Origin of the sequence: Pseudomonas sp. PS1(2021), from assembly GCF_020405165.1 — a bacterium.
Taxonomy (GTDB): domain Bacteria; phylum Pseudomonadota; class Gammaproteobacteria; order Pseudomonadales; family Pseudomonadaceae; genus Pseudomonas; species Pseudomonas aeruginosa.
In genome coordinates this window covers 2,579,860-2,592,741 of the sequence record NZ_CP084484.1, presented here as the reverse complement: position 1 = coordinate 2,592,741, position 12,882 = coordinate 2,579,860, and the positions used below count along the sequence as shown (strand labels likewise).

Annotated in this window: 11 protein-coding genes; 3 read left to right on the top strand and 8 right to left on the bottom strand. The window is 67.6% G+C overall.

Going from position 1 to position 12,882, the window contains the following annotated elements; translation table 11 throughout:
* Positions 1-2: 2 nt before the first annotated feature.
* The 4 genes from ccoN to LE197_RS12210 all read right to left on the bottom strand — a co-directional run bounded on the left by ccoN (position 3) and on the right by LE197_RS12210 (position 4,539).
* On the bottom strand, positions 3-1,445 hold the full coding sequence (ccoN, locus tag LE197_RS12225; protein ID WP_023108908.1) for a cytochrome-c oxidase, cbb3-type subunit I: 1,443 nt from the start codon (positions 1,443-1,445) through the stop codon (positions 3-5).
* 331 nt (positions 1,446-1,776) lie between these two features.
* Complete coding sequence (locus LE197_RS12220) at positions 1,777-2,700, bottom strand: DUF808 domain-containing protein (RefSeq protein ID WP_003098208.1); 924 nt, start codon at positions 2,698-2,700, stop codon at positions 1,777-1,779.
* Positions 2,701-2,815: 115 nt separating this feature from the next.
* On the bottom strand, positions 2,816-3,643 hold the full coding sequence (locus LE197_RS12215) for an aminoglycoside phosphotransferase family protein (RefSeq protein ID WP_023108907.1): 828 nt from the start codon (positions 3,641-3,643) through the stop codon (positions 2,816-2,818).
* A gap of 8 nt (positions 3,644-3,651) precedes the next feature.
* Positions 3,652-4,539, bottom strand: coding sequence for a LysR family transcriptional regulator (locus tag LE197_RS12210; RefSeq protein ID WP_003098210.1), 888 nt, complete (start codon positions 4,537-4,539; stop codon positions 3,652-3,654).
* An 85-nt stretch (positions 4,540-4,624) separates the two neighbouring features.
* On the opposite strand from LE197_RS12210, the gene LE197_RS12205 reads away from it, so the two are divergent.
* Positions 4,625-5,452: a class I SAM-dependent methyltransferase gene (locus LE197_RS12205; protein WP_003098211.1), complete on the top strand. Its 828-nt coding sequence runs from the start codon at positions 4,625-4,627 to the stop codon at positions 5,450-5,452.
* 21 nt (positions 5,453-5,473) lie between these two features.
* Here the strand turns inward: LE197_RS12205 and modC are convergent, their stop codons facing one another.
* From modC to LE197_RS12185, 4 genes are all read right to left on the bottom strand, one after another.
* The gene (gene modC, locus LE197_RS12200; protein ID WP_023089047.1) at positions 5,474-6,559 is read right to left on the bottom strand and encodes a molybdenum ABC transporter ATP-binding protein; all 1,086 of its coding nucleotides are present in this window, start codon (positions 6,557-6,559) and stop codon (positions 5,474-5,476) included.
* Position 6,560: 1 nt separating this feature from the next.
* On the bottom strand, positions 6,561-7,247 hold the full coding sequence (gene modB / locus LE197_RS12195; RefSeq protein WP_196752387.1) for a molybdate ABC transporter permease subunit: 687 nt from the start codon (positions 7,245-7,247) through the stop codon (positions 6,561-6,563).
* 12 nt (positions 7,248-7,259) lie between these two features.
* Complete coding sequence (modA, locus tag LE197_RS12190; RefSeq protein WP_003117674.1) at positions 7,260-8,015, bottom strand: molybdate ABC transporter substrate-binding protein; 756 nt, start codon at positions 8,013-8,015, stop codon at positions 7,260-7,262.
* Positions 8,016-8,129: 114 nt separating this feature from the next.
* Positions 8,130-8,780 carry a TetR/AcrR family transcriptional regulator gene (locus tag LE197_RS12185; RefSeq protein ID WP_003098214.1) on the bottom strand — a complete coding sequence of 217 codons (651 nt, stop codon included), beginning with the start codon at positions 8,778-8,780 and terminating at the stop codon, positions 8,130-8,132.
* A gap of 133 nt (positions 8,781-8,913) precedes the next feature.
* Between LE197_RS12185 and fan1 the strand changes: the two genes are divergently transcribed.
* Both fan1 and LE197_RS12175 read left to right on the top strand, forming a co-directional pair.
* Positions 8,914-10,593, top strand: a complete 1,680-nt coding sequence (gene fan1, locus LE197_RS12180; protein ID WP_226034051.1) for a nuclease Fan1 — start codon at positions 8,914-8,916, stop codon at positions 10,591-10,593.
* Positions 10,586-12,862, top strand: a complete 2,277-nt coding sequence (locus tag LE197_RS12175) for an ATP-dependent DNA helicase (RefSeq protein WP_023108906.1) — start codon at positions 10,586-10,588, stop codon at positions 12,860-12,862. The genes fan1 and LE197_RS12175 overlap by 8 nt, the downstream gene beginning before the upstream one ends.
* Positions 12,863-12,882 lie beyond the last annotated feature (20 nt).

Sequence of the window (12,882 nt, the reverse complement as noted above, 5' to 3'; positions counted from 1 at the left end):
GTTCAGGCCCCCTGGCCGGCCGCCAGGACCGGCTGCCGCTGGTCCTGCGCGCTGCGCAGGGTCCGCCAGGTGTTGTAGGCCATCAGCAGCATGCCGCTGGCGAAGGTGGCGCCGCCGAGCAGGCGCACCACGTAGCCCGGATGGCTGGCCACCAGCGCCTCGACGAACGAGTAGGTGAGCGTGCCGTCCTCGTTGACCGCCCGCCACATCAGGCCCTGGGTGATGCCGTTGACCCACATCGAGGCGATGTACAGCACGGTGCCGATGGTGGCCAGCCACAAGTGCGCGTTGATCAGGCCGACGCTGTGCATCCGCTCGCGGCCCCAGAGTTTCGGGATCATGTGGTAGAGCGTGCCGATGGAGATCATCGCCACCCAGCCGAGGGCGCCGGCGTGGACATGGCCGATGGTCCAGTCGGTGTAGTGGGACAGCGAGTTGACCGTCTTGATCGCCATCATCGGGCCTTCGAAGGTGGACATGCCGTAGAACGCCAGGGACACCACCAGGAAGCGCAGGATCGGGTCGTCGCGCAACTTATGCCAGGCCCCGGAGAGGGTCATCATGCCGTTGATCATGCCGCCCCAGCTCGGTGCCAGGAGGATCAGCGACATCACCATGCCGAGCGACTGCGCCCAGTCCGGCAGCGCGGTGTAGTGCAGGTGGTGCGGACCGGCCCAGATGTAGATCGAGATGATCGCCCAGAAATGCACGATGGACAGGCGATAGGAGTAGATCGGTCGCCCGGCCTGCTTGGGCACGAAGTAGTACATCATGCCGAGGAAGCCGACCGAGAGGATGAAGCCGACCACGCTGTGCCCGTACCACCACTGGATCATCGCGTCGGTGGCGCCGGAATAGGCCGAGTAGGACTTGCCCAGGCTCACCGGCAGCAATGCGTGGTTCACCATATGGACCATCGCGGTGACGATGATGAAGGCGCCGTAGAACCAGTTGCCGACGTAGATGTGCTTCACCTTGCGACGGGCGATGGTGCCGAAGAACAGGTAGGCATAGACCACCCAGACGATCGCCATCCACAGCGCCAGCGGCCATTCCATCTCGGCGTATTCCTTGGAGGTGGTATAGCCCAGCGGGTAGCTGACGATCATCCCCACGATCGCCGCCTGCCAGCCCCAGAACACGAAGCGCGCCAGGGCATCGGAGATCAGCCGCACGCCGCTGGTGCGCTGCACCACGTAGAAGGAGGTGGCGAACAACGCGCTGCCGCCGAAGGCGAAGATCACCAGGCTGGTGTGGATCGGGCGGATGCGGCCGAAGCTGGTCCAGGGCAGGTCGAGGTTGAGCGCCGGCCAGACCAGTTGGGCGGCGATGAACACCCCCAGGCCCATGCCGAGGATGCCCCAGACCAGGGTCATCAGGGTGAACTGGCGGACGACGTCGTAGTTGTAGCCGTCCGGATCTTTTCTGCTATCCGTATCGTTCATGGTCGCTGGCACGCCGGGCCCCGGGGTCCGGCCGGCTGGCGAGCAGGCGCGACCCTCGGGTCCTCGTTGGGTTATCGGTATTTTTCTGGGTATCCCGTTGCCGGGTCGATGGAGTGCGGAGGTCGGATCTTCGTCTGGAAGGCTCGGAACAGACGGCTCATGGCACTGGTGGCCATTCTAGGAGGGGAGCTTTATTCGTCTCCAACGAATAATGTTGCTATTACAGTGCAAAATTATTGAATTGAAACGGAGGAGGACTTCCGGGGCAGGGCGCACAACCGCTTCGTGGGATGTGCGCCAGGGCGGCTATCCGCCCTCCGCGATGGCAGGCTCAGCCAGTCTTTTTCTTCTTCGGCAGCAGGCGCTTGACCAGCAGCACCCCCGCCAGGACCACCGCGCCGGCGACGATGCCGAACAGGAAGTTCAGCAGGGTCGGGGTGATCGCCGCCAGCAGCGGGCCCAGCGTGGCGATGCCGGCGACGCTCTGCGCGGCCTGTTCGATGGCGTGGTGGACCACCGGGATACCGTGAGTGAGGATGCCGCCGCCGACCATGAACATCGCCGCCATGCCGACCACCGAAAGGCCTTTCATCAGGTATGGCGCGGTGCGCAGGATGGCGCCGCCGAGCCCTTGGGCAAAGCCGCTGTCGCGCCTGGACAGGTAGAGGCCGGCGTCGTCCAGCTTGACGATGCCGGCGACCAGGCCGTAGACGCCGATGGTCATCACCAGGGCGATGCCGACCAGCACCAGTACCTGGGTGGTGAAGCTGGACTCGGCGACGGTACCCAGGGTGATGGCGATGATTTCCGCGGAGAGGATGAAGTCGGTACGGATCGCGCCGCCGATCTTCTGCTTTTCCAGGGCGGCCACGTCGACATTGGCCGCCAACGCTGCCTCGTCGGCGTGCTCGTCGTCATGGGGCAGATACTTGTGGGCGATCTTCTCGAAGCCCTCGAAGCACAGGTAGGCGCCGCCGAGCATCAGCAGCGGGATCACCGCCCAGGGCGCGAAGGCGCTGATCAGCAGGGCGGCGGGAACGAGGATCGCCTTGTTCCGCAGCGAGCCCTTGGCCACCGCCCAGACCACCGGCAGTTCGCGGTCGGCGTTGACCCCGGTGACCTGCTGGGCGTTGAGGGCCAGGTCGTCGCCGAGGACACCGGCGGTCTTCTTCGCGGCGACCTTGGTCATCAGCGAGACGTCGTCGAGCACCGCGGCAATATCGTCGAGGAGGGTGAGGAGGCTGGCTCCGGCCATCTTGGGTTTCCTTACTGGGTGGTGGGCACCGCCATCTTGGCGGGGTGTGTATTTGACACCGGATCGCGGCGGCGGAACAGTGCCTCGCGTTGGAGCGCGGGAGCCGCCGCACAGTTCATTGCGCAGGCGTTCGAGCGAGGTTTGCCAGGGCCAGGCGGGCGATGGCCAGCTCGGCTTCGGTCTCCTCGCGGCTGCCGTCCTCGTCGAACCAGGCCGCCGAGAGTCCGGTCCAGGCCAGGATCCACAGCAGCAGGCGGCGGCGTTGCAGGCCGCTGGCGGCGACGACGATCTCCAACTGGCGCTCGAAACGGCCGGGCGCCTGGGCGGTCTTCGCGTCGGGATTGGTGAACAGGTTGGCGTAGTCGTAGCCGCGCTCGCCGTAGAGCCGCTTGGGGTCGATGACTTGCCAGCCGCGCTCGCCGAAGTCGAGCACATTGCCGTGGTGGATGTCGCCATGCAGCGGGCGCTGTTCGCGAGCGGTCTCCAGCAGGTAGCGGGCGGCGTTCGCGCAGTCGACGTAGAGCCCGCCGTAGCGGCGCTCGGCGGCATACAGCGAGTCGAACCAGCGCTCCAGCGGGGTCAGTTCCGGCAACGGACCCGGGCGCGGGGCATGGATGCGTTCGATGGCCTGGCAGAGGATACGCGTAGCCTCGTCGTCGTCGCCGCGCTTGACCATCTCCAGCAGCGAGCGCCCGCCGGTGGCACGCTCCATCAGCAGCGCCTGGTGGTCGTAGGCCAGCACCCTGGCCGCGCCCTGGCCGTCCCACCAGTTGAGCAGTACGTGGCCGAAACGCTCTTCTTCGGCACTGGATATCTTCAGCATCGCCGCTGCGCCGCGATGGCGCACCGGCAGCAGGCGGCTGCTGTGGGTGGCGAAGGGCTCGCCGTCGGGTTGCAACGCCCAGCGCTCGAGGTAGGGCGAGAAATCGAGGGATTCGTTCACGGTCGGTCTCAGGCGCCCAGGCGCTGCTGGATGAAGTCGAGGAAGCACTGGATGCGCAGCGCCAGTTGCGAGTTGCGATAGTAGACGGCGTGGATCGGTTGCCGGTATTCGCTCATCTGTTCGGCGAACAGCGGCACCAGGCGCCCATCCTGGATATCGCGGTCGGTCATGAAGCTGGCCAGGCAGGCGATGCCCTGGTGGCTCAGGGCCAGTTGGCGGAGCGTCTCGCCGCTGGAGGCAGAGATATCCGGCTGGATCTCCAGGCGATCGCCGTCGGCGTGCACCACCGGCCAGCGGTTGAGGTGCTCGGGCTGGGTGAAGCCGAGCAGGGTGTGCCCTCGCAGCCCCTCGATGCTCGCCGGCGTGCCGTGGCGGGCCAGGTACTCCGGGCTGGCGAGGATGTGCAGGCGGCTGGCGCCCAGCGGCCGCGCGTGCAGGGTGGAGTCGCTGAGCGCGCCGATGCGGATCGCCACGTCGGTGCGTTGCTCCAACAGGTCGATGATCAGGTCGTTGGTGTTGAGTTCGAGCTGGATGTCCGGGTACAGCCGGCGGAACTCGCCGATGTGCGGCACCACCGCGTGCAGCATGAAGGGCGAGGCGGCGTTGATCCGCAGGCGCCCGGCGGGGCTCTGCCGGCGCAGGGCCAGGCGTTCCTCGAGCGCCTCCATCTGCTGCAGGATCTGCCGTGCCTGGTCGAGGAAGTAGCGGCCTTCCTCGGTCAGCTCCATGCGCCGGGTGGTGCGGTTGAGCAGGGTGGTGCCGAGCTTGTGCTCGAGGCGCGAGAGGGTCCGGCTGACGGCCGAGGCGGTCAGTCCCATCTGTTCCGCGGCGGCGCTGATGGAACCGCTGTCGACTACACTGACGAAGCTTTGCAGTTCATCGGAGTTGGCTTTCATTCGTGACTCCAGGGCAATCATTGCCGAAGCATAGCGATGTTTTCGGCAAGGACTGAAGAGGCACGCGTGCCCGCAGGAGGTTTTCATGCCCGGCCACCGCATTACCCTCACCGGAGAAAAGCAGACGCTCCTGATCACCCTCTACGCCAAGGCGCTGGATAGCCGCCTGGACGATTCCATCCTCCATGACCGTTTCGCCGAGGCGGCGGTGCGGCAGATCGACTTCGACTTCTCCAGGGTCGCCCTCGGCAAGGGCAACGAACGGGCCCTGGCCATGCGCTCGCATTACTTCGACCAGGCCTGCCGCGAGTTCCTCGACCACCATCCCGAGGGGCAGGTGCTCAACCTCGGTTGCGGCCTGGACAGCCGTATCTACCGGGTCGACCCGCCGGCCGAGCTGCCCTGGTTCGACCTCGACTATCCGGAAGTCATGGACCTGCGCGATCGGCTCTACCCGCCGCGCGCCGGCGCCTATCGGGCGCTGCGCCACTCGGTGGACGACGACGGCTGGCTGCAAGGGGTGCCGCGCGAGCGGCCCGCCCTGGTCCTGGCCGAGGGGCTGATGCCTTATCTGCGGGAGTCCCAGGTGCGACGCCTGGTGGAACGCCTGGTCGACCACCTGGGTAGCGGCGAGCTGCTGTTCGACGGCTACGGCCGCCTCGGCATCATGCTGCTGCGCCTGTATCCGCCGCTGCGCGAGACCGGGGCGCAGGTGCATTGGAGCATCGACGACCCGCGCGAACTCGAGCGGTGGCATCCGGCCCTGCGCTTCATCGAGGAGGTCACCGACTATGACCCGCAGGACGTCGCCAAGCTGCCGCAGTCGTCGCGGCTGATGCTGCCGATCTACAACGGCTTCGCCTTCCTGCGGCGGATGGGCCGGCTGATCCGCTACCGTTGGCCCAGGGTCTAGGCGCCGCAGGCGAGGCCGGGGTCAGGCGAGCACCGCCACCGACTTGATCTGCGCCCACAACAGCTGGCCGGGTCGTAGTTGCAACTGGTCCCGCGAGTAACGGGTGATCCGCGCCAGCAGCGGATTGCCGCCGGCATCCAGGCGCACCAGGACGTGGGCCGCGGTGTCGGTATCGACCAATTCCAGGACCCGTACCGGCAGGCGGTTGAGGATGCTGCTCTGGGCGTCGTCGCGCAGGTTCAGGCTGACGTCGCGCGCCTGTACCTTGAAGCGCAGGCGCTTGCCGGGGGCCAGCGGGGCGTGGGCGACGCGCATTTGCAGCGCACTGCCGGGCAGGACCAGGGTCAGCAGGCCGTAGGCCGGGTCGTGGTCGCTGACCGTGCCCTCGATCACCACCCCGGCATCGTCGTCCAGCGCCAGCGGCAGGTCGACTCGCGCCAGGGTTTCGCCGATCGGCCCGCTGGCGCGGACCTTGCCGTTCTCCAGCAGCACCAGGTGATCGGCCAGGCGCGCCACTTCGTCTGGCGAGTGGCTGACATAGAGCACCGGGATGTCCAGTTCCTCGTGCAGGCGCTCGAGATAGGGCAGGATCTCGCCCTTGCGCTTCAGGTCGAGGGATGCCAGAGGCTCGTCCATCAGCAGCAGGCGCGGGCTGGTGAGGAGGGCCCGGGCGATGCCGACGCGTTGCTGCTCGCCGCCGGAGAGGCGTTCCGGCATGCGTTCCAGCAGGTGCTCGATGCCCAGCAGGGCGCAGGCCTGTTCCAGCTCGACGCGGCGTTCGGCGGCGGCGATGCGCTTGAGACCGAAGGCCAGGTTGCGCCGCACCGTCAGGTGGCGGAACAGGTTGGCATCCTGGAACACGTAGCCGAGGGCACGCCGGTGGGGCGCGACGAAGAGGTTGCGGCGGCTGTCCTGCCAGGTCTCGCCGTTGATCGTCACCTCGCCCTCGGCGGCCTTTTCCAGGCCGGCGATACAGCGCAGGCAAGTACTCTTGCCGGAGCCTGAATGGCCGAACAGAGCGGTCACGCCACGACCGGGAAGAGCCAGGTCGATGTCCAGTTCGAAGCCGGGGTAGGCGCGGCGGAAGTGCAGGCGCAGGCCGTCCATCTCAGGCCCAGCCCGGCCGGCGGCGCCGGCCCGAATAGAGGGCGAGGAGGACGACGAAGGAGAACGCCACCATGCCGCCGGCCAGCCAGTGGGCCTGGGCGTATTCCATGGCTTCGACGTGATCGAATATCTGCACCGAGACCACGCGGGTTTTCTCCGGGATGTTGCCGCCGATCATCAGCACCACGCCGAACTCGCCGACGGTATGGGCGAAGCCGAGGATCGCGGCGGTGACGAAACCCGGCCGGGCCAGCGGCAGGACCACGCTGAAGAAACGGTCGGCGGGGCTCGCGCGCAGGGTCGCGGCAGCCTCCAGCGGTTTCTCGCCGATCGCCTCGAAGGCGTTCTGCAACGGTTGCACGACGAAGGGCAGCGAGTAGAACACCGAGCCGACCACCAGACCGGCGAAGGTGAAGGGCAGGGTGCCGAGACCGAGGCTCTGGGTGAGCTGGCCGATGAAACCGTTGGGACCCATGCTGACCAGCAGGTAGAAGCCGATCACCGTCGGCGGCAGCACCAGCGGCAGGGCCACCACCGCGCCGATCGGCCCCTTCAGCCAGGAGCGGGTGCGCGCCAGCCACCAGGCGATGGGCGTGCCGATCAGCAGCAGGAGGAGGGTGGTGAGCGAAGCCAGCTCGATGGTCAGCCAGATGGCCGCCAGGTCCGTACTGTCGAGTGGCAACGCCATGCAGGTCCCGCCTTAGAGTTCGTAGCCGTAGGACTTGATCAGCGCGGCGGCCTTGGCGCCCTTCAGGTAGTCGACCAGGGCCTTGGCGGCGGCGTTGTCCTTGCCCTTGTTGAGGATGACCGCGTCCTGGCGGATCGGGTCGTGCAGCTCGGCGGGAACGATCCAGGCCGAGCCGGTTGCGACTTTACCATCCTTGTAGATCTGCGACAGGGCGACGAAGCCCAGTTCGGCGTTGCCGCTGGAAACGAACTGGTAGGCCTGGCTGATGTTCTGGCCTTCCACCAGCTTCGGCCCGAGCGTGGCGGCGAGGCCGAGCTTGTCCATCGCCTGGGTGGCGGCGAGGCCGTAGGGCGCGGTCTTCGGGTTGGCGATGGACAGGTGCCTGAAGCTGCCACTCTTCAGCACCTCACCCTTGGCGTCGACGTAGCCGGCCTTGGGCGACCAGAGTGCCAGGGTGCCGATGGCATAGGTGAAGCGCGAGCCGGGCACGATCTCGCCTTCCTGCTCCAGTTTCGCCGGAGTGCTGTCGTCGGCGGAGAGGAAAACCTGGAACGGCGCGCCGTTCTTGATCTGCGTATAGAACTGGCCGGTGGCGCCGTAGGCGGCGACCAGCCTGTGCCCGGTGTCTTTCTCGAATTCCTTGGCGATGGCCTGGATCGGCGCGGTGAAGTTGGCCGCGACGGCGACCTGCACCTCGTCGGCGCTGGCGGCCAGGGATACGGCGCTGGCGAGGAGGGCGAGCAATAGCTGGGGCAGGCGGGTGGTCATGGAGTGCTCCTGTGGGGGCGAACGAAGTTGGCGGACGGGGCTGGCGCAAGCTTAGGGGTTCGCTATGGCTTTTGGAATATAGCGCTACGCGGAAATTGATCCGGCGCAAGTCGCTCAGCCGGCCAGCGCGCGGAAACGCCGACGCGGCGCGGCCTCGCCGGGGAGTGCCAGGCAGCCGGCGCAGACCAGGCGGACGATGTTTTCCGCCGCCTGCCGGTAGTCGCTGGCGTCCAGCCCGGCCTGGCCGGTGAGGCGCGCCAGTTGCCAGCCGCCAAGGGCATAGGACTCGGTCATCGCCCACAGGTTGAGCAGCAGGTGGTACGGATCCAGCGGCGCCAGCAGGCCTTCGTCGATCCACTGGCGGATGCGCTCGGCGTTGCGTTCCGCCTGGGCGTCGAGGCGTTCCAGCAGCGGCGCCGGCATGCGCGGCGCGCCGCGCATGATCTCGCAGGAGAAGACCCTGGCCGCGTGCGGCCGCTCGGCGCCGATGCGCATCTTGTTGTCGACGTAGGCGCGTAGCGCCTCGGCGGGCGGCTGGTCGCCGGCGAATGGCCGGGAGGCTTCCAGCAGGGGCTCGACGATGCTGTCCAGCACCGCCTCGTAGAGTTGCGCCTTGGAGCGGTAGTAATAGAGCACGTTGGCCTTCGCCACGCCGGCGCGCTCGGCGACGTCGCTGAGCCGGGCGGCGCTGAAGCCGCAGTCGGCGAAGACTTCGCAGGCGGCGTCGAGGATCAGTTGCAGGTTGCGTTGGCGGATCTTCTTCATCGGGACCGATACGGGGCAGGTTTCGTTGTTAATATTTTTATATAACGAACGCCTTGTGCCTGGATAGTCGTCGTCAGGCCGGCGACGCTTGATCGGATGCGCATTGCCAAGCCGTGGGGGCGCTGGTATCTGTATGCATGAACAGTACCAGGCTCCGCTTCCCGTGAATTCCCCAGCGCTTCCCGAACCCTTCTACTACCTGCACAACTTCCGCGCGGTACTCGCCTGGATCGGCGAACGCTATGCCGATCTGCTCGACGATCAGGAACGTGCCTTCATCGCCGCGTTCGCCGAGCTGCCCGAGGCCAGCCAGGCCCTGCTGGTGCGCATGGTGATGCGCAAGGGCACGCTGTTCCGCGAAGGCAAGCTGGCCTATGCCGAGATCGGCGACACGCGCGCCGCCGTGCAACCGCTGTTGGCATTGGGCTGGGTGGACGCGCAGCCGACCCTGGAACTGGCGCAACTGTTCGGCTTGCTGAAGAAGGACGAATTGTCGCAGCTGTTCAGGGACCATCTCGGGCGCGCGAACCTGCGCAAGGATGCGCTGCTGGAACGGCTCCAGCCGTTGTTCCCCGAGGCGCGGCGGCTCGCCGAGTGGCAGGCCGACTTCGCCGAACCGGTCTACGAGTTGCGCTGCATGGCGCTCTGCGACCGCTTGCGGTTGATGTATTTCGGCAACCTGTGGCAGGACTGGTCGGAGTTCGTCCTTGCCGACCTGGGTATCTATCGTTACGAAAGCGTCGAGTTTTCCGCCGACTCTCGCGGCTTTCGCCTGCGCGCCGACGTCGACGCCTATCTCCACCTGTTCGACTGCCGCCAGCGCTTCGACCTCGGCGAGCCGCTGGAGGAACTGCTCGCCGGCCTGCCGGGCGAACCCTACGCCAATCCCTGGCTGGAAGGGCGGCGGGTCAAGCTGCTGTTCCAGTTCGCCCAGCACTGCGAAAAGCAGCGGGATTTCGACCTGGCCCAGCGGCTCTATCGCCAATCCAGCCACCCCGGCGCGCGCCTGCGGGCGATTCGCAGCCTGGAACGCGGCGAGCGCTTCGCCGAAGCCCATGCATTGGCGCGGGAGGCCAGCTGTGCGCCGGAAAGCGACGCCGAACGCCAGGGCCTGGCCCGATTGCTGCCGCGCCTGCAAGGCAAGCTCGGCCTGCCGCGACAGGCGCGGGCGGCGGCTCCGGAAATCGACCGCCTGGACCTGTGCCTGGCGTTCCCGAGCGAACCCTGTAGCGTCGAGTGGGCGGTCCGCGAGCACCTGGAAGAGCCCGATTGCGCGGTGCACTACGTCGAGAACGGCCTGATCAATTCGCTGTTCGGACTGCTCTGCTGGGAGGCGATCTTCGCCGCCATTCCCGGGGCGTTCTTCCATCCCTTCCACAGCGCGCCGGCGGACCTGCACAGCGCCGACTTCCGCCAGCGCCGCGCCGCCCTGTTCGAGGCCTGCCTGGGACGGCTGGAGGACGGCAGCTACCGCGACGCGATCCGCTGTCGCTACCGCGACAAGTTCGGCCTGCAGTCGCCCTTCGTCTACTGGGAACTGCTTGGCGAGGAACTGCTCGAACAGGCGCTCGATTGCCTACCGGCGGCCCACCTGCGCGCCTGGTTCGAACGCCTGCTGGAGGATATCCCGGGCAACCGCGCCGGCCTGCCGGACCTGATCCAGTTCTGGCCGGCGCAGCGGCGCTACCGGATGGTCGAGGTCAAGGGACCGGGCGACCGCCTGCAGGACAACCAGTTGCGCTGGCTGCAATTCTGCCGCGAGCGGGAGATGCCGGTGGCGGTCTGCTACGTGCGCTGGCATATCGATGACTGAGCAGGGCGGCGAGGCGCTGTACCAGGTGGCGGTGCGCGCGCTTTGCGAGTTCAGCGCCAAGCGCGGCGACCTCGACCTGCGCTTCACCCCGTCGCCCAGCGCCCTGGAAGGCATCGCCGGACATACCCTGGTGACCTCCCGGCGCCCCGCTCACTACCAGCGCGAAGTGGCGCTGGACGGACGCTATCGTCACTTGCAGGTGCGCGGCCGGGCGGATGGCTACGATCCGCAGGCGAACTGCCTGGAGGAAATCAAGACCCACCGCGGCGACCTCGCCCTGCAACCGGCCAACCACCGGCACCTGCACTGGGCCCAGGCCAGGGTCTACGGCTGGCTGCTCTGCGCCGAACGGAAGCTGGAGGAAGTCGAACTGGCGCTGGTCTACCTGGAGGTCGGCAGCCAGAAGGAGACCCGCTTCGTCGAGCGGGTGCGGGCCGACGAGCTGCGGCTGTTCTTCGAGAGCCAGTGCCAGGCGTTTCTCGCCTGGGCCGAGCAGGAACTGGCGCACCGCCAGCGGCGCGACCGCGAACTGGCCGCGTTACGCTTTCCCCACGCCGAATTCCGCCACGGCCAGCGGCAACTGGCGGAGGCGGTGTACAAGGCCGCCTCCGCCGGTTGTTGCCTGATGGCCCAGGCGCCGACCGGGATCGGCAAGACCATCGGCACGCTGTTCCCGCAACTCAAGGCGATGCCCGGGCAGCGCCTGGACCGGCTGTTCTTCCTGGCCGCCAAGACCCCGGGCCGGGCCCTCGCGCTGCATGCCCTGCGTAGCCTGGAAGGGGAGACCGGCGGACTGCCGGTGCGGGTGCTGGAACTGGTGGCGCGGGACAAGGCCTGCGAGCACCCGGACAAGGCCTGCCACGGCGAGTCCTGTCCCCTGGCCCAGGGCTTCTACGAACGCCTGCCGGCGGCCCGCGCCGCCGCCGTGGAGGCGCGCTGGCTGGACCAGGCGCGGTTGCGCGAGGTGGCGCTGGCGCACCGGGTCTGTCCCTACTACCTGGGCCAGGAACTGGCGCGCTGGTGCGACCTGGCGGTGGGCGACTACAACTACTACTTCGATCTCGGCGCCATGCTCCATGGCCTGGCCCAGGTCAACCAGTGGCGGGTGGCGGTACTGGTGGACGAGGCGCACAACCTGGTGGAGCGCGGCCGGCGGATGTATTCCGCCGAACTCGACCAGGGCGATTTCCTCGGTGTGCGCAAAACCGCCCCGGAGGCCCTGAGGAAACCGCTGGAGCGCATCCAGCGTGCCTGGAACGAACTGGCCAAGACCCAGGCGGACGACTACCAGGCCTACGACGAGCCTCCGCAGAAGCTGCTCCTGGCCTTGCAGAACGCGGTGGCGGCGATCAACGACCTGCTCGCCGAGCAACCGCAGGCGCTGGAGCCGGCGTTGCAGGAGTTCTACTTCGCGATCCTGCAGTTCGGCCGTCTCGCCGAGCTGTTCGGCGAGCATTCGCTGTTCGACATCGAGAAGCGCCCAGGCCGCAACGGCCGCAGCCTGGCCCGGCTGTGCCTGCGCAACGTGGTGCCGGCGGCGTTTCTCGCCGAGCGCTTCGCCGCCAGCCGCTCCACCGTGCTGTTCTCCGCTACCCTCGGGCCGCGCGACTATTACGCCGACCTGCTCGGCCTGCCGGCGGGCACGCCCTGGCTGGAAGTGGACTCGCCATTCAGCGCCGAGCAACTGGAGGTGCACATACAGCGTCGGGTTTCCACGCGCTATGCGCAGCGCCAGGCATCCCTGACGCCCATCGCAGCGATTCTCGGCGAGCAGTTTCGCCAGCGGCCGGGCAACTACCTGGCCTTCTTCAGCAGCTTCGATTACTTGCAGCAGGCGCTGGACGTCTTCCGCCAGGCATACCCGTGGGTGCCGTGCTGGAGCCAGACGCCACGGATGGACGAGGCGGAGCGCCGGGTCTTCCTCGAGCGCTTCGTCGCGGGCGGCGAGGGCATCGGCTTCGCCGTGCTCGGCGGTGCCTTCGGCGAAGGCATCGACCTGCCTGGCGAGCGCCTGATCGGCGCCTTCATCGCCACCCTCGGGTTGCCCCAGGTGAATCCGGTGAACGAGCAGATCCGCCTGCGCATGCAGCGCCTGTTCGGTGACGGCTACGACTACACCTACCTGTATCCGGGACTGCAGAAGGTGGTCCAGGCCGCCGGGAGGGTGATCCGCAGCCGCAGCGATCGCGGCGTGGTGCACCTGATCGACGACCGTTTCGCCCAGGCCAAGGTGCGCCGGTTGCTACCGGGCTGGTGGCAACTGCGTTGACCCGTGGCGATACGCCGGCA